Raw genomic sequence first — 16,430 nt, 5'->3', positions numbered from 1 at the left:
CGTGGCGCTGCGCTGGCGCGCAGCGCGCCTTCCTACCGGTTCCTGAGCAGGCTGAAGGCCGCAGATGCGCTCCAGCCGGCGGCAATCGCAATGGCCAGTGACATCAGGCCGTAAAGGAACGGCTGCTCGCGCGAGAGCGAAAAGAGGAACCGTTCCAGCCCGACCTTGCGGACGTCGATGGTGGTCTCATAGCTCGACACCACTTCGCCGCCCCGGGTCAGGAAGATGCGGGTCTGGTAGTCGCCTTCGGTCAGATCGGCAGGCATGGCGATTGCCGTGCGGAACAGGGTCTGCTGATCCACCGCAACGGTGTTCTCCCGCAGCGAATACAGTCCGTTTTTCTCCCGGATCCGCACCACCGCATCGGCAAAAGCCTGGGCGCCGCGGATATGCATGGCGGCACCTACCGACCGGATCGCACGTTTGATCGACACCCGGTAACGCAGGTCTTCGGTGTCGTTCAGCACCTGGGCAAAGGGCGCGCTGGTGGCGACGGCATAGAATGCGGGCGCCGAGTCGACCAGCACGCTGTCGACGTTGACCCAGATGCCAAGTTTCTTTTCCTTGCGGCGCACCATCACGGACGGGGCCGGTCCTGACACGGCGACGATGACTTCCAGCGGCTCGTCGGTGGGGATCGGGGCCTCGCGCTTGACCGCGCCGAAGATCAGGATTTCCGAACCGTCAAAGGTTGCGGTGATGGCCACCCGGTCCTGGCTGAGACCCAGAACGACCTCTTCCTTGGCGGCTTGGGCTGCGGATTGCGGCAGCAGCGCCAGGGCGGCGGCCGTTAGGGCAGAAAGCAGCAGTTTGCGCATGATCAGTGGCCTCCCGCTTCGCCAAGCGAGAACAGCTCAGCCGGTTGCAGCAGAAGGTCGAGGCCCAGCTTTACGCAGACCGCGATGACCATCAGCGCCAGCAGGATGCGCAGCTGTTCTGCCTTGAGATAGACACCGATGCGGGTGCCGATCTGGGCGCCGATAACACCGCCGACAAGCAGGAGAACCGCCAGCACGATGTCCACCGTATAGTTGGTTGTGGCATGCAGCATGGTGGTGAAGCCGGTGACCAGGATGATCTGGAACAGCGAGGTGCCGACAACCACCTTGGTTGGCATGCCGAGGATATAAATCATCGCAGGCACCATGATGAAACCGCCGCCGACACCCATGATCGCGGCCAGGATACCAACGCAGACGCCAACCAGAACGGGCGGGATCACCGAGATGTAGAGGCCCGAGGTGCGGAACCGCATCTTGAACGGCAGCGCATGCACCCAGCCGCGCTGGCGCCGGGCTGCGGGCGCGGCGCCGCCCGCCTTCTTGGACTTGCGGATCGCATTCAGGCTTTCGATGAACATCAGCCCGCCGACCACGCCCAGGAAAACGACGTAGCAGAGCTTGACCAGCAGGTCGACCTGGCCGAGCGCCTTGAGGTAGTTGAACACCACCACCCCGAGCGCCGCGCCCATCAGACCGCCGGCCTGCAGCACCAGACCCATCTTGATATCGACCGTCCGCCTTCGGAAATGCGCCAGCACGCCGGAGAAGGAAGAGGCGACGATCTGGTTCGCCTCGGTGGCCACAGCCACCGCGGGCGGGATACCGATGAAGAACAAAAGCGGCGTCATCAGGAAGCCGCCGCCAACTCCGAACATGCCCGAGAGAACCCCGACCATTCCCCCAAGGCCCAGGAGAAGGAAGGCATTCACTGAGACCTCAGCTATGGGAAGGTATATCTGCATGTTCTTTGTTAGACCGCAGTCATATCAAAAATCAATGATCTATGCCGCTCTGCAGCGTGCAGGACTGATTTGCAGTTGCAAACTGGACTTATTGCAGCCTGAGCCCATGCCGCATTTGCCTGCATCAGGGCAGGTTCAGCACGGTCAGGGAAAACAGGTCGGCCGGTTCCAGCAGAAGCTCGAACCCGATTTTGACTGATACCGACAGAACCAGCATGGCCAGAAGCACCCGGAGCTGTTCTGCTTTGAGCCTGGCGCCGATCACGGTGCCGAGCTGGGCACCGGCAACGCCGCCAATCAGCAGGAACACGGCCAGCACAACGTCAACGGTGTAGTTGGTTGTGGCGTGCATCACCGTGGTGAAGCCGGCGACAAAGATGATCTGGAACAGGGAGGTGCCGATCACCACCTTGGTCGGCATACCTAGGATGTAGATCATTGCAGGCACCATGATGAACCCGCCGCCGACGCCCATGATTGCCGAGAGGATGCCGACGCCAAAGCCGACCAGTGCGGGCGGGATCACAGAGATATAGAGCCCGGACGCTTTGAACCGCATCTTGTAAGGCAGGGCATGCACCCAGGACCGCTGGCGCCGTCTGTACGCGGGGGCGCCGCCCGCCTGCCGGGCCTTGCGGATTGCATTGACGCTTTCGACAAACATCAGTGCGCCGATTACACCGAGGAACAGCACGTAACAGAGCTGGACCGCCAGATCGACCTGGCCCAGCTGCTTGAGGTAGTTGAAAACCGCCATGCCCAATGCCGCACCCAGAAGGCCGCCGCCCAGCAGGACGTAACCCATCTTGAGGTCCACCGTGCGGCGCCGGAAATGCGCCATCAGCCCGGACACGGACGAGGCCACCACCTGGTTGGCAGAGGTGGCAACCGCAACCCCCGGCGGTATACCGATCAGAAACAGGAGCGGCGTGATCAGGAAGCCGCCGCCCACACCGAACATGCCCGACAGAACTCCCACGGCGCCGCCGATGCCCAAGAGCAGCAGAACGTTGACCGAGACTTCGGCGATGGGGAGGAAAATGTGCATGCTGCCTTACAGCAACTGCGGTGCGCGCGGTCAACCGGCCGGGCAGCACCGCGGCGCTCAGGACCGACAGAGAGCCGCGATCTGGACCTATGGGCGTAGGCTTCCCGTGCCTGCAGGAGAAGGGCGGGAAAAGAAAACGCCCGGCGCGGAGCCGGGCGTTTTGTTGGTACTGGCGCTGTGCTCAGCGCTCTTTCACATAGGGTTCTCCGCCGGCCCGGGGCGGGATCGCCTTGCCGACGAAACCGGCCAGGATGACCACCGTCAGCACGTACGGCAGCGCGTCCATCGCCTGCACCGGGATGGTGATGCCGCCCAGTTCGATGTTCTGGAACCGCAGCGCAATCGCTTGCAGGAGGCCGAACAGCAGGCAGGCGCCCATGGCGTGCCAGGGCCGCCACTTGGCAAAGATCAACGCCGCCAGGGCGATGAAGCCGCGGCCTGCGGTCATGTCCTTGACGAAACCCGCCTGCAGCGCCGTGGCCAGATAGGCGCCGGCAATGCCGCACAACAGGCCGCAGATCAGAACCGCTGCATAACGCAGACCGACAACCGAGACGCCGGCAGTGTCCACGGCAGCTGGATTTTCACCGACCGCGCGCAGGCGCAGGCCGAACCGGGTGCGGAACAGCACCCACCAGGTGGCCGGCACCGCCAGGAAGGCGATGTAGACCAGGATCGAATGGCCGGAGAGCAGTTCGGAATAGACCGGGCCCAGCACCGGAACGCCGGACAGGCTTTCGGCAAAGGGCAGATCAAACGGTGTGAAGCGTCCGCCGCCGATCAGCGACGGTGTGCGGCCGCCCTGCTGGAACCAGTCCTGGGCGATCAGCACCGTCATGCCCGCGGCCAGGAAGTTGATCGCCACGCCGGAGATCAGCTGGTTGCCGCGGAAGGTGATGGAGGCCACGCCGTGCAATGCCGCCAGCAGCAGAGACGAGCCGATGCCAGCCAGCAGACCCAGCCAGACATTGCCGGTGACGGCAGCGACGGCGGCGGAGAAGAAAGCCGCCATCAGCATCTTGCCCTCAAGGCCGATGTCGAAGATGCCCGCGCGCTCTGAGAACAGCCCCGCAAGGCAGGCCAGCAGCAGCGGCGTGGCCAGGCGGACGGTCGAATCCAGAAGCTGAATGATCGTGAGGAAATCCATCAGTTCTGCCCTTTCCGCATCGCCAGGAAGATCCGCTCCAGCGGCATCCGCACCATGTTGTCGAGCGCGCCGGTGAATAGGATCACCAGCGCCTGGATCACCACGATCAGCTCACGCGGGATCGAGGTCCAGAGCGCCAGCTCGGCGCCGCCCTGGTAGAGGAAGCCAAAGAGGATCGCCGCCAGGAACACGCCGAACGGGTGGTTGCGCCCCATCAGCGCTACAGCGATGCCGATGAAACCGGCGCCTTCGGTGGCGTTCAGCACCAGCCGTTCCGCTTCGCCCATCACGTTGTTCACTGCCATCATTCCTGCCAGCGCGCCGGAGATCAGCATCGCGATCATGATGGTGCGGACCGAAGAAATGCCGGCATAGCGCGCACCGGGTTCCGATTTGCCTAGACTGCGGATTTCAAAGCCCAGCGGCGTGCGCCAGATCAGCAGCCAGACAAACAGGCAGGCGCCGACAGCCACCAGAAGACTGACGTTGGCGGGTGCGGATTTTGAGAACTCGATCCCGATCGGTGCCAGCAGCTCATGCAGGGAGGGCAGATGCACAGCCTCCGGGAAGCGTTCAGTGGCCGGATCCATTGATCCTTCGGGGCGCAGCAGGTTCACCAGCACGTAGTTCAGCACCGCAGCGGCGATGAAGTTGAACATGATGGTGGTGATCACGATATGGCTGCCGCGCTTGGCCTGCAGATAGGCCGGGATTGCGGCCCAGGCCGCACCGAACAGGCCCGCGCCAAGCGCCGCAAAGACCAGCGCCAGCGTCCAGTGCGGCCAGGGGATCAGCAGACAGACCAGCGCCACGCCAAGCCCGCCCAGCATCGCCTGGCCTTCGCCGCCGATGTTGAACAGGCCCGCATGGGCCGCGATTGCCACCGCAAGGCCGGTGAACATGAAATTGGTAGCGTAATAGAGCGTGTAGCCCCAGCCATAGGTGGAACCCAGGGCGCCATCAACCATCAGCTTGACCGCGGCCACCGGGTCTTCGCCGATCCCGAGGATCACCAGGGCTGACAGGATAGCGGCCAGCAGAAGGCTGATCAGCGGGATCAGGACCACATCGGCCCATTTCGGCATCTTGTCCATTTACGCGGCCTCCCCCGCGACACCGGCCATCATCAGGCCCAGCTCTTTCTCATCGGTCTGATCGGCCGGGCGTTCGCCCATGATCTGACCGTCAAACATCACCGCAACCCGGTCCGCGAGCGACAGGATCTCCTCCAGCTCGACCGAGACCAGCAGGATCGCTTTGCCTTGGTCGCGCAGCTCGACGATTTGCTTGTGAATGAATTCAATGGCGCCGATGTCGACGCCACGGGTCGGCTGGCCGACCAGCAACAGGTCCGGGTTGCGCTCGATCTCGCGCGCGACGACGATCTTCTGCTGATTGCCGCCGGAGAAGTTCTTGGCCGCCAGCCAGGGATCGGGCGGGCGAACGTCGAATTTCTCCATCTTGGCTTCGGTATCGGCGCGCAGCGCCGCGTTGTTCATCAAAACGCCGTTCTGATAGGCCGCGTCGCGGTGATACCCGAAGGCCACGTTTTCCCAAGCGTGGAAGTCCATGATCAGGCCCTCGCGCTGGCGGTCCTCCGGCACATGGCCGATATGGGCATCGCGCCGTGCGGCGGCATCGGAACCATGACCCTGCAGCGGCAGCGGAGTGCCATGCAGCTTGATGCTGCCGGTGCCAGGACGCATGCCGCCCAGAACTTCCATCAGTTCCGACTGGCCGTTGCCGGCTACGCCCGCGATGCCAAGGATTTCACCCGCACGCACGGTCAGGTCGATGCCCTTAACGCGCTCGACGCCGGCGCTGTCCACCACCCGCAGGTTCTCGATTTCAAGGATCGGGGCACCAGGCTGAGCAGGCACCTTGTCGACACGCAGCAGGACCTTGCGGCCCACCATCAGCTCCGCCAGATGCTCCGGACTGGAGTCGGCAGTCTTGACGGTGGCGGTCATCTGGCCGCGGCGCATGACGGACACCGTGTCGGTGTATTCCATGATCTCCCGCAGCTTGTGGGTGATCAGGATGATGGTCTTCCCTTCCGCGCGCAGCCGGTCGAGGATGCGGAACAGCTGGTCGGCCTCGGCTGGGGTCAGCACCCCGGTCGGCTCATCCAGGATCAGGATCTCGGCCTTGCGGTAAAGCGCCTTGAGAATTTCCACACGCTGCTGCATGCCAACGCCGATTTCATCGATGCGGGCGTCGGGATCGACGAACAGCTCGTATTCCTCCTCCAGCGCCTTCAGCTCCTTGCGGGCGCGGCGCAGTGAGGGCATCAGCATGCCGCTGTCTTCGGCTCCCAGAACAATGTTTTCCAGCACGGTGAAATTCTCCACCAGTTTGAAATGCTGGAACACCATGCCGATGCCCGCGGCAATGGCGGCCTGGCTGTCCGGGATCGCGGTTTTCTTGCCTTTGATCCAGATCTCGCCTGAATCGGCCTTGTAGAAGCCGTAGAGGATCGACATCAGCGTCGACTTGCCTGCACCGTTTTCACCGATGATCCCGTGAATGGTGCCGGGCGCGACGCTGATGGAGATGTCCTTGTTTGCCTGGACCGGGCCAAAAGCCTTGGAAATGCCTTTGAGTTCGATGGCGGGGGCGGTCAATCGGGCTCTCCCATACCTGTAAATCCGATCAGCCGCACCACCTTGCCGTCCTTAAGGTCGGCAAAATACTGTCCGCGCACCATGCGCTGGCCGTCTTTCTCGAAATCCACGGTGGCGCGTGCGTGCCCGTGGTGTTCCGAAACGGCAATCACCTTGGCCGAGGCGCCCGGCATCATCGCGCTGAACTGCGCGATATAATCCAAATAGGCGCCGCGTGTGGTGATCGGGACGGGGGTGTTGGGATCGGAATAGTAGAAGTCTGGCCCGATGGCCGCGTCCGTCTTTGCGGCGCGCGCGTCGGGCGATGGGTCGCCCCAGGCCGCAAACAGAGTATGAAGTGAATCCGTCATGGCCTGGGGCTTTCTTCTTAGAAGCTCAGCGCAGGGCAGCTGTCGTCGGACATGTAGTCATGCACCTTGATCTCGCCGGAGGCGATTTTGGCTGCTGCATCGTCCACAGCGGCCTGCATCTCGGCAGAGACCAGCGGCGCGTTATGCTCATCCATGGCATAGCCGACACCGCCGTTGGCCAGGCCCATGACAGAGAAGCCGGTTTCCATTTCGGCGCCATCGCTGAACGCCTCGAAAACCGCGTTGCCGACCTTCTTGGTCATAGAGGTCAGCACTTTGCCCGGATGCAGGTGGTTCTGGTTGCTGTCGACGCCGATCGACAGGATGCCTTCGTCTGCGGCGGTCTGCAGCACACCGACACCGGTGCCGCCAGCCGCGGCATAGACCACGTCAGCACCTTGGCTGATCTGCGCCTTGGTCAGCTCAGACCCTTTGACCGGGTCGTTCCATGCCGCCGGGGTGGTGCCGGTCATGTTGGCGATCACGGTGGCGTCCGGGTTGGCTGCCTTGACGCCCTCGGCGTAGCCGCAGGCAAACTTGCGGATCAGCGGGATGTCCATGCCGCCGATAAAGCCCACGGTGTTCGATTTGGACGCCATTGCGGCCATCATGCCGACCAGATAAGAGCCTTCGTGTTCGTTAAAGACAACCGAGCGCACGTTGTCGCCTTCAACCACCATGTCGATAATGGTGAACTTGGTGTCCGGATAATCGGCGGCCACCTGGCCCAGGGCGTCGGCAAAGGCAAAGCCGACCATTACGATCGGGTTGGCGCCAGCCTCGGCAAAACGGCGCAGCGCCTGCTCGCGCTGGGCTTCGGACTGCAGTTCGATCTCGCGGTAGCTTTCGCCGGTCTCCTCGGCCCATCGTTGGGCGCCGCCATGCGCAGCCTCATTGAAGCTCTTGTCGAACTTGCCGCCCAGGTCGAAGATCAGGGCCGGTTCCGCCAAAGCGGCGCCTGCGGTCAGGGCCAGCGTCGCGGCTGCGCCCATCAGCGGTTTCATCAGGGTCATCAGGTTAACTCCCACTGTCATTATTTGTTAGATGCAGCGGGGATTTTCCGCTGCCCGGCCCCGTTCAGGCCTTAGAGGGTGCGGCAATTTAGCCTGCAGGGCAGGGAGGGGGTCAACCGCTTTTTGACCATTTGGTGCGAAATCCGCGCAACTGGCCTAGCGTAAAGCTTTTCTCATCAGGATTGCGTCCGCCGGATTGGCGTCTTTGCGGCGGTAATAGCCCGTCCGGCGCCCGCATTCCGCGAATCCGCAGGCGTGGTACAGCGCCTGCGCGGGGGTGTTGTCGGCGGCCACCTCCAGAAACACCTCTGCAGCACCGCGTGCGCGGGCCAGTGATTCCCAATCTGCCATGCAGGCGCGGGCCAGCCCCTGCCGCTGATAGGCCGGATCTGTGGCAATGGTCAGCAGTTCTGCCTCCTCCGCGATCACCCGTATCAGGGCAAAGCAGCGCGCATCTCCGGCGAAAAGGACCAGAGGGCTGTCCAGGAGGGCGGCAAACTCCAGCGCCGACCAGGGCCGCGATCGGGTGAAGGCCGCGGCATGTGTGGCGGCCATCTGTGCCGGTGTCAGGGAATTACTCATCAATCAGTGCCGGCGGCACGTCGCTGGACGGTGCCGCGTCCGCTGCGCGCAGGTACAGCGGTGCGGGCGGCTCCGTCACGGTTTCAAACTGCTTTGCTGCGATGCGCGCAATCGCTTCGGCAATCCCTGCCGGGCTCGCCTCAGGCGCAAACGCCAGCCCGGCACCGCGGGCGGCGTCTTCGGCCTCCTGGCGCAGCATCAGACGCGGTGCCTCCCCGGGCAGGGCGGCATAGACCTGATCGCGCGGTGCAGGCACGGCGGGCAAAGACCCCTCAGCGGTGCGGGCCTCAAACCCGTCGACGCCCACGGCCGGAATCTCCAGCCCCAGTGCCAGCCCGCGGGCGGCAGAGACCGCAATGCGGATGCCGGTGAAATTGCCGGGGCCAATACCCACGCCAATGGCATCAAGATCGGCCCACGTGGCACCTCCCTCGGCCAGCACCTCCTCCAAGAGCGGCATCAGCCGTTCGGCCTGACCGCGCGGCATTTCCTCCAGCCGGGAGGCCAGCACTGCATCACCGCGCAGCAAAGCGGCCGCGCAATGCGCGGCCGATGTGTCAAATCCCAGAACCAGCGGTTCGGAAGCCATCAGTTGTCCTTTCGCGCGCGGTCAGACAGCAACCGGGCGCACTTCAGTGACTTCCGGGATGTAGTGGCGCAGCAGGTTCTCGATGCCCATCTTCAAAGTCAGCGTCGAGGACGGGCAGCCGGCGCAGGCGCCCTGCATGTGCAGGTAAACGACGCCGCGGTCAAAACCGTGGAAGGTAATGTCGCCGCCGTCCTGGGCCACTGCCGGGCGCACCCGGCTGTCCAGCAGTTCCTTGATCTGGTTGACGATCTCCGCGTCCTCGCCGGTGTGTTCAGCATGGCCCGAAGCGGGGCTTTCAGAGCCGTCCGCCATCACCGGCTGTCCGGACTGATAGTGCTCCATCACCGCGCCCAGAATAGCAGGCTTGATGTGGTCCCATTCGACGCCGTCCGCTTTGGTCACGGTGACAAAGTCGTTGCCGAAGAACACTCCGGTCACGCCCTCAACCGCAAAGATGCGGGAGGCCAGAGGCGATTTTCCGGCAGCGTCTGCGCTGGGGAAGTCGGCGGTGCCCACCTCCAGAACGGTCTGGCCCGGCAGGAATTTCAGCGTCGCCGGGTTTGGCGTGGATTCAGTCTGAATGAACATGTCGGGTCTCCGTTAAGCGTGCCCCCGATATGCGCTCTGCGGCGCGCCAAGTCAAGATTTGGAACGATTCTAAATTGCGCCGGCCACGGCATGGTCCAAAGCCTGCTCCAGCCGGTCATCGCCCCAGAACAGCTCCGTCCCGCTGGTAAAGCTGGGCGCACCGAATATGCCTGCGGCTATTGCCTCGTCTGTCTGCGCCCGCAGAGCCGACTTGATGTCCGGTGCCTGCGCCCGCTGCATCAGGCCGAGGTCAAGGCCAGCCATGCCGAGACAGTCCCGCAAAACACTTTCATCCGCAATATCTTCTCCTGCGCCGAACTGTGCCTGGAATACCGCCTTGGTGAAGGTGTCCAACCGGTTTTCTTCCGCCGCCGCCAATGCCAGACGCGCAGCCATCAGCCCGTTCTGCGGGAACACCGCAGGGCGGCAGAAGGGCAGGCCGCGGGCCGCGCAGATCCGTTCCATGTCGCGCCACATGTAGCGGCCCTTGGCTGGATAGATGTTGAAAGGCGAGGTGTCCCAGCCCTGAGCGGCAAAAACCGGACCGAGCAGAAACGGTTTCCAGGTAACGGCAATGCCGCGGGCGGCGGCAAGTTCGCCGATCCGCATCACCTGAGATAGGAGTAAGTGGAGGCGAATTCGAACCAGAATGTGATCCTGCCAGTCATCGCCTCTTTCTTGCCCCTTGATCAGGTGATCGCTTCCAGCTTTTCCTTGCTGAGGTCGCCGGGCACGATGGTCATCGGCACCGGCAGTGCACCGGAGTTCTTGGTGAGCTGTGTGACCAGCGGCCCCGGTCCCTTGCGGCCGGTGCCGGCGCCCAGCACCAGAACGCCGATTTCCGGATCCCCCTCGATAAAGTCGAGGATTTCCGGTACCGGCTCACCCTCGCGGATCACCAGTTCGGGGTCAACGTTCTGGCGGTCGCGCATCCATTTGGCGAAAACCTCGAAATGGGCGTGGATACGCTCGCGGGCTTCCTCGCGCATCACTTCGCCGACGCCGATCCAGTGGTTGAACTCATCCGGGGGGATGACCGACAGGATGGTGACGCCGGCGCCGGTGTGCGCCGCCCGCATCGCGGCAAAGCGCATGGCGTTCAGGCATTCGCGGCTGTCGTCCAGGACCACAAGAAATTTGCGCATCTTCGCTCTCTCGTTGTTGCACCGCGGATCATGGCGCAAGCGGCACGATCAGGCAATAGAGCCAAAGAGCCGTCAACGCTGCGTATTTCTGGCCCTAGACTTCTGCGTCTTCGGGCGTGCCGGGCCAGGGCAGCGCTCCCGCACACGTAGGGTGCTCCGGCGGTGCCGGATTATCCTTGGCGGATTTGGGCCGGGCGCCGCGCAAATGCACGGCGCGGCACCGCGCAGCGGGTTCTGGAAGAAACTCCGGAACGGGCGGGAGCCCTTGCAGGCAGTGCCGGCCGAAGGGCTTACCCTTGGCTGGCAGCCCAATCCCAGTAGAGGTCGCGAACCCGTTTGGCGACCGGTCCCGCCTGATAGCGGCAGTCATCAAACGCCGTGACAGGTGTCACCTTGCTCATGTTGCCGGAGAGGAAAATCTCGTCGGCTTCCTCAAAATCCCGATATCCCAGCACGCATTCATGCACGGTCATGCCATCGGCGCGCAGATTGCTGATGTGCCGGGCACGGGTGATGCCCGCCAGAAAGGTGCCGTTGGGGATCGGGGTGAAGACCTCGCCGTCCCGGACCATGAAGACATTGGTGGTGGCGGTTTCAGCCACATTTCCCATTGCGTCCAGCACCAGTGCGTTGCTGAAGCCCTTGCTGCGCGCCTCCCGCAGCATCCGGGCGTTGTTGGGGTAAAGGCAGCCCGCCTTGGCGTTCACCACCGCGCTTTCCAGCACCGGACGGCGGAAGCGGGTGCGGGTCAGCGTGGCTGAGGCTTCAGGGGCTGCCATCGGAATTTCTTCCAGACACACGGCGAATTCAGTGCTGTCCGCTTTGGGTGCGATCAGCGTCTCGTCGCCATCGGCGGCCCAGTACATCGGCCGGATGTAAACCGCGGCGCCGGGAGCAAACCCCGCCAGCCCGTCACGGATGATCTCCGCCATCTGCGCCGGAGAAAGGGTCGGCGTCATCATCAGTGCTTCGGCTGATGCGTTGGTGCGGGCGCAGTGCAGATCCAGGTCCGGAGTTCTGCCGTCAAAGAAGCGCGCGCCGTCAAACACGGAGGAGCCCAGCCACATCGCATGGTCCGCAGCCCGCATCACAGCGGTGTTGCCGTTCTGCCAGCTGCCGTTGAAGAAAGTGCGGATTGTGCGGCCCACAGCCATGGTTCAGCCTCCTTCTGCTTGCCGCAAGGGTAGGCAGGGAAAGGTCAGAGGTCCAGACCTGACAGAGCTCGTCCAAGCCGGTGAAGCGGCTTGGGATAAGCGTGTTTTCTTTTTAATTTCAGGGGGCTGAACAATTGCTGTCCGGATATTGACGTCACGTCCATTAAGTCAGCATATCTGACCAATTGTTTCGCGCGCGAAACATTCGGACAGAATGACTGACCTACTCAACCTCTGCGAGCATCGCATCCAGGTCCAGCGCTTCGGTTCCCATGTCCAGGCTGCCGTCCTCCGCCCGCGGCCACTCCGGTTCCGGCCGGTCGCGGTAGAGTTCCACCCCGTTGCCATCCGGGTCGCGCAGGTAGATGGCCTCGGAGACACCGTGGTCGGCTGCGCCCTCCAAAACAATGCCGGCGTCCAGAACACGGCGCAGCACCGCAGTCAGGCTCTTGCGGTCCGGCAGCAGGATGGCGGTGTGGTAGAGGCCGGTCATGCTGGGTGCCGGGGCAGGGCCGCCGCGCGACTGCCAGGTGTTGAGCCCGATGTGGTGGTGATAGCCGCCCGCCGACAGGAAGGCGGCGGAACTGCCCAGCCGCTGGGTCAGGTCAAAGCCCAGCACGCCGCTGTAGAAGGCAATCGACCGCTCCAGATCGGAAACCTTGAGGTGGACATGGCCGATGCGGGTGCCTGCGGGAAGAGGGGGTGTTCCGGTGCTCATTGCTGCCTCCATCTGTGTGCTGGAGCAAAGATGGGGGATAGATGTTCTGGATGCCATTCCGCAGTGCTGCACCATTTCCCTGTGGAGATGCACAGCCTGACAGTGCGGCACGTTCAGCGCGCCGTCAGGCGCGCCCGGCCCAACCGGCCTGCGCATCTATGATGCTCGGAAGCCCGGGCGGGAGCTCCTCCGCCAGAGGTCAGGCGGCGGGTTTCAGTCCGGCTCTGGCCAGAACTGCAGAGGCGGACTGTTCCCAGCGCGCCTTCAGTTCTGCATTCGGGGTGCGGCGCAGGCCCATGGACTTGAGGCCTTCGAACTTTTGCGAGGTCTCCGAGCCGAAGCTGGCAGCAACCCGCGGCCACCAGTAGTTTGTCAGCTCCTGCAGGGCATCGGTGCCTTGCGCCTCCACCAGCACCATCAGCCCTTCCTCCGCCAGTTCGGCGTGATGCGCTTCGATAGGCTGGATGGCGCGGAAGGCTTCAGCAAGCGGCTGGTAGGAAACATGGCTCAGCTCATCCAGCTGCACGGCGACAGCTGTCCCCATCAGAAGGTTCATCACCACTGCATCCGCCCAGCCTTCCAGCGGGTAGTTGAAGACCGCCAGCCGCATGTCATGTTTGCTGCGGGTCTGGCCGATGTCGGCGCCGCGTTCCAGCCGCGCGGTCCAGGGGTGGTGGTCGGCATAACGTTCTGTATCGGCGCCGAAATCGCCCATGATGCGCAGCACCTTCTCGGCGCTGTCGGATTTTTCCAGCACGATTTTGGCGGCGGCGATGCGCGCCTTGATGCCCGGGCCTTCGTTGATGATGTCGGCAAAGCCCGCGGCCCCCGCCAGCTCGCTGTCGACGAAGGTCGCCATCGTCTTCATCAGTTCGGCGCGGTAGCGCGGCGGCACGTTGGACGGGTTGGACAGCACGCCGCCCTGGGCCAGATAGCTTGCGATGCTCATCTCGTCAGTCATGATCTTTCCTCCCTCGGGCAGGCGTTACTGGTCGTAGTCGACCACGACGTTATCGGTCACCGGATAGGCCTGGCACGAGAGCACATAACCTTTTTCGACCTCGTAATCCTCCAGCGCATGGTTGGCGACCATTTCGACCTCGCCCTCCAGCACCTTGCAGCGGCAGGTGGAGCAGACCCCGGCTTTGCAGGCATAAGGCGCGTCCATTGCGTTTTCCAGCGCGGCGTCCAGCAGGGTCGTGTCCTTGCCCATCTCGATGGTCTGAGTGGCGCCGTCCAGGGTGATCGCAGCCTTGGTCTGATTGGCGCTGCTGGCCGCATCCGTTGCGGCGGCCTTGCGCTTGGCGCGGCCCGGCTGGGCAGAGGCGAAGAGTTCGAACTTGATCTGGCTATCGCTCAGACCGGCGGTGCGCAGGGCGCTGGCGATGCCCAGCATCATCGGCTCCGGACCGCAGATGAAGGCAGTGTCGACGGACTGGATATCGATCCAGTGTTCGAACAGCTGGGCGCATTTCTCCTCCGTCACCAGGCCGGTGAACAGGTCGATTTCCTGGGCGTCGCTTTCCAGCACATGGATCACATTGAAGCGGCCCATGTAGAGGTTTTTCAGGTCCTCCAGTTCCTCGCGGAACATGATCGTGTTCACGCCCTTGTTGGCATAGACCAGCGTGAAGGATGACTTGGGTTCGGCGTCCAGCGTTGTCTTGAGGATCGACAGCACCGGTGTGATGCCGGAGCCGCCGGCAAAGCCCAGGTAGTGCTTTTCTGCCGCCCCATCGAGCGGGGTGAAGAAGGTGCCCATCGGCGGCATCGCTTGAAGGGTATCGCCCGCCTTCAGTTCAGTATTGGCCCAGGTCGAGAATGCGCCGCCGTCAACACGCTTGATGCCGACCTGCAGGATGCCTTCGTCCTTACCGGCGCAGATCGAGTAGCTGCGGCGCAGCTCCTCGCCGTCGAAGTCGCGGCGGAAGGTCAGGTACTGGCCCTGGGTGAAATCGAATTCCTCAGCCGCGCCACCCGCGGGCTTCAGGGTAACCACCACCGCATCGCGGATGGTCTTGCGGACGTCGGTGACTTCTAGGTCGTGAAAGCGCGCCATCAGGGTCTCCTCAGATGCACTTGAAATAATCAAAGGGTTCCAGGCAGTCCTGGCAGCGCCAGTGGGCCTTGCAGGGAGTGGAGCCGAACTGGCTCACACGGGTGACATCTTTGCTGCCGCAGCGCGGGCATTTTTCGGGGCCGCCAGCGGGCTGGGGCGGGGCAATGCCGTATTCCTCCAGCTTGACGCGGCCCTTCTCCGTCAGCCAGTCGGTGGTCCAGGCGGGGGAGATCTGCGTTTTGAGCCGCAGATCAGTGATGCCGCGGTCGCGCAGGGCGGTCTCAATATCCATAGCGATCACCGAGGTGGCCGGGCAGCCGGAATAGGTCGGGGTGACGGTGACCACCAGGGTGCCACCCTCCCAGGCGACATCTCGGATGATGCCGAGATCCACCAGCGAGATCACCGGGATCTCCGGATCGGGCACGGCGTCGAGCCACTCCCAGATCCGGGTGGTGCTTGGCTGAGTCGTCACTTGGCTCATGCGGTTACCCTCATTGGCTGTTCCGCCCGGCCTCTTTCACGGAAGCGGGCCTCACCCCCCGCCTGAAGCCGGGGGTGCCCTCAGTTCTTTGGCCGTGGCGTTACCACTTGGCGCCGGGATAGGCGCGCTGCAGCCATTGCATCTGGGTCAGCAGGTGGCCCAGGTGCTCGGTGTGCATCGCACCGGTGCGCCCGCCCTTTTGGGCAAAGCGGCTCTCCGGAATGGTCAGCGTCGCGTCGCCCAGGATGCGGGAGATCAGCGCGTCGTACTCTTCGCGCAGGGACGCCGGGTCGGGGGCGATGCCCGCTTTCACCATTTCGGCGTCGGCCTCGTCGGACTGGAACATCTCGCCCACGTAGGGCCACAGATAGTCCAGCGCCTCCTGCATCCTGCGGTGGCTTTCCTCGGTGCCGTCACCCAGGCCCACTACGGTGTCGGCGGAGCGCTCCAGGTGATAGGCCACCTCTTTCGAAGCCTTCTCGGCAATCGCGGCGACCCGCTCGTCCGAGGATTTCATCAGGCGGCCCAGCTGGATCGAATGCCAGGCGTCGAACAGGAACTGGCGCATCAGGGTGCGTCCGAAGTCGCCGTTGGGCACCTCGCACAAGAGCACGTTGCGGAAGTCCCAGGCGTCGCGCAGGAAGGCGATGTCGTCAGCGGACTTGCCCATCCCCTGCACTTCACCGGCGAGGCCGAGCCACATCTGGGTCTGGCCGATCAGGTCCAGCGCGGTATTGGCCAACGCGATGTCCTCTTCCAGCACCGGGGCGTGGCCGCACCATTCGCTGACCCGGTGGCCGAGGATCAGGGTGTTGTCCCCCATCCGCAGCAGGAACTGAAAAAATGCGTCTTCGCGGGCCATTACATCGCCCCCACTTCTTCGGGGATGTCGAAGAAGGTCGGGTGGCGGTAAACCTTGCTTTCCGACGGCTCATAAAGCGGGCCCTTGTCGCTGGGCGAGGAAGCGGCGATGTGGTTCGCTTCAACCACCCAGATCGACACGCCTTCGTTGCGGCGGGTATAAACGTCGCGGGCGTTCTTGATCGCCATTTCGGCGTCGGGCGCATGCAGGGAGCCGACGTGGCGGTGGCTCATCCCGTGCTGGCCGCGGATGAAGATTTCCCAGAGGGGCCATTCGTTTTTCATGTCTCAAATCCTCCTGGCTGAGGGGGCGCTGCGCGGCAG

The 16,430-nt window shown here is 63.5% G+C and carries 20 protein-coding genes; all 20 read right to left on the bottom strand.

Features of this window, described 5'->3' with window-relative positions; genetic code table 11:
- Nucleotides 1–32: 32 nt before the first annotated feature.
- Nucleotides 33–818 (bottom strand): TIGR02186 family protein, encoded by a 786-nt coding sequence (locus tag N6L27_RS10225; protein WP_271907153.1) that lies wholly within the window; start codon nt 816–818, stop codon nt 33–35.
- A 2-nt stretch (nt 819–820) separates the two neighbouring features.
- Nucleotides 821–1,744 carry a sulfite exporter TauE/SafE family protein gene (locus N6L27_RS10220; protein ID WP_271907152.1) on the bottom strand — a complete coding sequence of 308 codons (924 nt, stop codon included), beginning with the start codon at nt 1,742–1,744 and terminating at the stop codon, nt 821–823.
- Nucleotides 1,745–1,868: 124 nt separating this feature from the next.
- A complete protein-coding gene (locus N6L27_RS10215; RefSeq protein WP_271907151.1) occupies nt 1,869–2,792 on the bottom strand; it encodes a sulfite exporter TauE/SafE family protein in 924 nt (307 codons plus the stop codon).
- 181 nt (nt 2,793–2,973) lie between these two features.
- A complete protein-coding gene (locus N6L27_RS10210) occupies nt 2,974–3,939 on the bottom strand; it encodes an ABC transporter permease (RefSeq protein ID WP_271907150.1) in 966 nt (321 codons plus the stop codon).
- Entirely contained in the window at nt 3,939–5,033 is a 1,095-nt protein-coding gene (locus tag N6L27_RS10205; protein ID WP_271907149.1) for an ABC transporter permease, read from the bottom strand. The genes N6L27_RS10210 and N6L27_RS10205 overlap by 1 nt, the downstream gene beginning before the upstream one ends.
- On the bottom strand, nt 5,034–6,563 hold the full coding sequence (locus N6L27_RS10200; protein WP_271907148.1) for an ABC transporter ATP-binding protein: 1,530 nt from the start codon (nt 6,561–6,563) through the stop codon (nt 5,034–5,036).
- Nucleotides 6,560–6,913, bottom strand: a complete 354-nt coding sequence (locus tag N6L27_RS10195) for a nuclear transport factor 2 family protein (protein WP_271907147.1) — start codon at nt 6,911–6,913, stop codon at nt 6,560–6,562. Before N6L27_RS10195 ends, N6L27_RS10200 begins: the two co-directional genes overlap by 4 nt.
- Before the next feature lie 17 nt (nt 6,914–6,930).
- Nucleotides 6,931–7,926, bottom strand: coding sequence for a BMP family lipoprotein (locus tag N6L27_RS10190; protein WP_271907146.1), 996 nt, complete (start codon nt 7,924–7,926; stop codon nt 6,931–6,933).
- A 156-nt stretch (nt 7,927–8,082) separates the two neighbouring features.
- Nucleotides 8,083–8,508 (bottom strand): GNAT family N-acetyltransferase, encoded by a 426-nt coding sequence (locus N6L27_RS10185; protein ID WP_271907145.1) that lies wholly within the window; start codon nt 8,506–8,508, stop codon nt 8,083–8,085.
- Nucleotides 8,501–9,097 carry a tRNA (adenosine(37)-N6)-threonylcarbamoyltransferase complex dimerization subunit type 1 TsaB gene (gene tsaB / locus N6L27_RS10180; RefSeq protein WP_271907144.1) on the bottom strand — a complete coding sequence of 199 codons (597 nt, stop codon included), beginning with the start codon at nt 9,095–9,097 and terminating at the stop codon, nt 8,501–8,503. Before tsaB ends, N6L27_RS10185 begins: the two co-directional genes overlap by 8 nt.
- 21 nt (nt 9,098–9,118) lie before the next feature.
- Nucleotides 9,119–9,685: a NifU family protein gene (locus N6L27_RS10175; RefSeq protein ID WP_271907143.1), complete on the bottom strand. Its 567-nt coding sequence runs from the start codon at nt 9,683–9,685 to the stop codon at nt 9,119–9,121.
- A 69-nt stretch (nt 9,686–9,754) separates the two neighbouring features.
- Nucleotides 9,755–10,294 (bottom strand): 2-hydroxychromene-2-carboxylate isomerase, encoded by a 540-nt coding sequence (locus tag N6L27_RS10170; protein WP_334312495.1) that lies wholly within the window; start codon nt 10,292–10,294, stop codon nt 9,755–9,757.
- A gap of 80 nt (nt 10,295–10,374) precedes the next feature.
- Nucleotides 10,375–10,830 carry a universal stress protein gene (locus N6L27_RS10165; protein WP_271907142.1) on the bottom strand — a complete coding sequence of 152 codons (456 nt, stop codon included), beginning with the start codon at nt 10,828–10,830 and terminating at the stop codon, nt 10,375–10,377.
- 290 nt (nt 10,831–11,120) lie between these two features.
- Nucleotides 11,121–11,984 carry a branched-chain amino acid aminotransferase gene (locus N6L27_RS10160; RefSeq protein WP_271907141.1) on the bottom strand — a complete coding sequence of 288 codons (864 nt, stop codon included), beginning with the start codon at nt 11,982–11,984 and terminating at the stop codon, nt 11,121–11,123.
- 223 nt (nt 11,985–12,207) lie between these two features.
- Nucleotides 12,208–12,702 carry a VOC family protein gene (locus N6L27_RS10155; RefSeq protein WP_271907140.1) on the bottom strand — a complete coding sequence of 165 codons (495 nt, stop codon included), beginning with the start codon at nt 12,700–12,702 and terminating at the stop codon, nt 12,208–12,210.
- 199 nt (nt 12,703–12,901) lie between these two features.
- Nucleotides 12,902–13,663 carry a Phenylacetic acid catabolic protein gene (locus tag N6L27_RS10150; protein WP_271907139.1) on the bottom strand — a complete coding sequence of 254 codons (762 nt, stop codon included), beginning with the start codon at nt 13,661–13,663 and terminating at the stop codon, nt 12,902–12,904.
- 24 nt (nt 13,664–13,687) lie between these two features.
- Nucleotides 13,688–14,761 carry a 1,2-phenylacetyl-CoA epoxidase subunit PaaE gene (paaE, locus tag N6L27_RS10145; RefSeq protein WP_271907137.1) on the bottom strand — a complete coding sequence of 358 codons (1,074 nt, stop codon included), beginning with the start codon at nt 14,759–14,761 and terminating at the stop codon, nt 13,688–13,690.
- Nucleotides 14,762–14,771: 10 nt separating this feature from the next.
- A complete protein-coding gene (gene paaD, locus N6L27_RS10140; RefSeq protein ID WP_271907136.1) occupies nt 14,772–15,245 on the bottom strand; it encodes a 1,2-phenylacetyl-CoA epoxidase subunit PaaD in 474 nt (157 codons plus the stop codon).
- 100 nt (nt 15,246–15,345) lie between these two features.
- Nucleotides 15,346–16,107 (bottom strand): 1,2-phenylacetyl-CoA epoxidase subunit PaaC, encoded by a 762-nt coding sequence (paaC, locus tag N6L27_RS10135; protein WP_271907134.1) that lies wholly within the window; start codon nt 16,105–16,107, stop codon nt 15,346–15,348.
- Entirely contained in the window at nt 16,107–16,391 is a 285-nt protein-coding gene (paaB, locus tag N6L27_RS10130) for a 1,2-phenylacetyl-CoA epoxidase subunit PaaB (protein WP_008557866.1), read from the bottom strand. Before paaB ends, paaC begins: the two co-directional genes overlap by 1 nt.
- Between the last annotated feature and the right edge of the window lie 39 nt (nt 16,392–16,430).

The organism is Leisingera sp. SS27 (genome assembly GCF_028368855.1).
Taxonomy (GTDB): Bacteria; Pseudomonadota; Alphaproteobacteria; order Rhodobacterales; family Rhodobacteraceae; genus Leisingera.
Note: the sequence above shows the minus strand (reverse complement) of the source record. Positions and strands in the feature narration are given on the sequence as shown.

Coding starts and splice junctions, on each gene's coding strand:
- N6L27_RS10165 (WP_271907142.1), bottom strand. CDS start 10,830: ATGCGCAAATTTCTTGTGGTCCTGGACGACAGCCGCGAATGCCTGAAC.
- N6L27_RS10185 (WP_271907145.1), bottom strand. CDS start 8,508: ATGAGTAATTCCCTGACACCGGCACAGATGGCCGCCACACATGCCGCG.
- N6L27_RS10210 (WP_271907150.1), bottom strand. CDS start 3,939: ATGGATTTCCTCACGATCATTCAGCTTCTGGATTCGACCGTCCGCCTG.
- N6L27_RS10205 (WP_271907149.1), bottom strand. CDS start 5,033: ATGGACAAGATGCCGAAATGGGCCGATGTGGTCCTGATCCCGCTGATC.
- N6L27_RS10225 (WP_271907153.1), bottom strand. CDS start 818: ATGCGCAAACTGCTGCTTTCTGCCCTAACGGCCGCCGCCCTGGCGCTG.
- N6L27_RS10190 (WP_271907146.1), bottom strand. CDS start 7,926: ATGACCCTGATGAAACCGCTGATGGGCGCAGCCGCGACGCTGGCCCTG.
- N6L27_RS10170 (WP_334312495.1), bottom strand. CDS start 10,294: ATGCGGATCGGCGAACTTGCCGCCGCCCGCGGCATTGCCGTTACCTGG.
- N6L27_RS10215 (WP_271907151.1), bottom strand. CDS start 2,792: ATGCACATTTTCCTCCCCATCGCCGAAGTCTCGGTCAACGTTCTGCTG.
- N6L27_RS10220 (WP_271907152.1), bottom strand. CDS start 1,744: ATGCAGATATACCTTCCCATAGCTGAGGTCTCAGTGAATGCCTTCCTT.
- tsaB (WP_271907144.1), bottom strand. CDS start 9,097: ATGGCTTCCGAACCGCTGGTTCTGGGATTTGACACATCGGCCGCGCAT.
- N6L27_RS10155 (WP_271907140.1), bottom strand. CDS start 12,702: ATGAGCACCGGAACACCCCCTCTTCCCGCAGGCACCCGCATCGGCCAT.
- paaE (WP_271907137.1), bottom strand. CDS start 14,761: ATGGCGCGCTTTCACGACCTAGAAGTCACCGACGTCCGCAAGACCATC.
- N6L27_RS10195 (WP_271907147.1), bottom strand. CDS start 6,913: ATGACGGATTCACTTCATACTCTGTTTGCGGCCTGGGGCGACCCATCG.
- N6L27_RS10160 (WP_271907141.1), bottom strand. CDS start 11,984: ATGGCTGTGGGCCGCACAATCCGCACTTTCTTCAACGGCAGCTGGCAG.
- paaC (WP_271907134.1), bottom strand. CDS start 16,107: ATGGCCCGCGAAGACGCATTTTTTCAGTTCCTGCTGCGGATGGGGGAC.
- N6L27_RS10150 (WP_271907139.1), bottom strand. CDS start 13,663: ATGACTGACGAGATGAGCATCGCAAGCTATCTGGCCCAGGGCGGCGTG.
- paaB (WP_008557866.1), bottom strand. CDS start 16,391: ATGAAAAACGAATGGCCCCTCTGGGAAATCTTCATCCGCGGCCAGCAC.
- N6L27_RS10175 (WP_271907143.1), bottom strand. CDS start 9,685: ATGTTCATTCAGACTGAATCCACGCCAAACCCGGCGACGCTGAAATTC.
- paaD (WP_271907136.1), bottom strand. CDS start 15,245: ATGAGCCAAGTGACGACTCAGCCAAGCACCACCCGGATCTGGGAGTGG.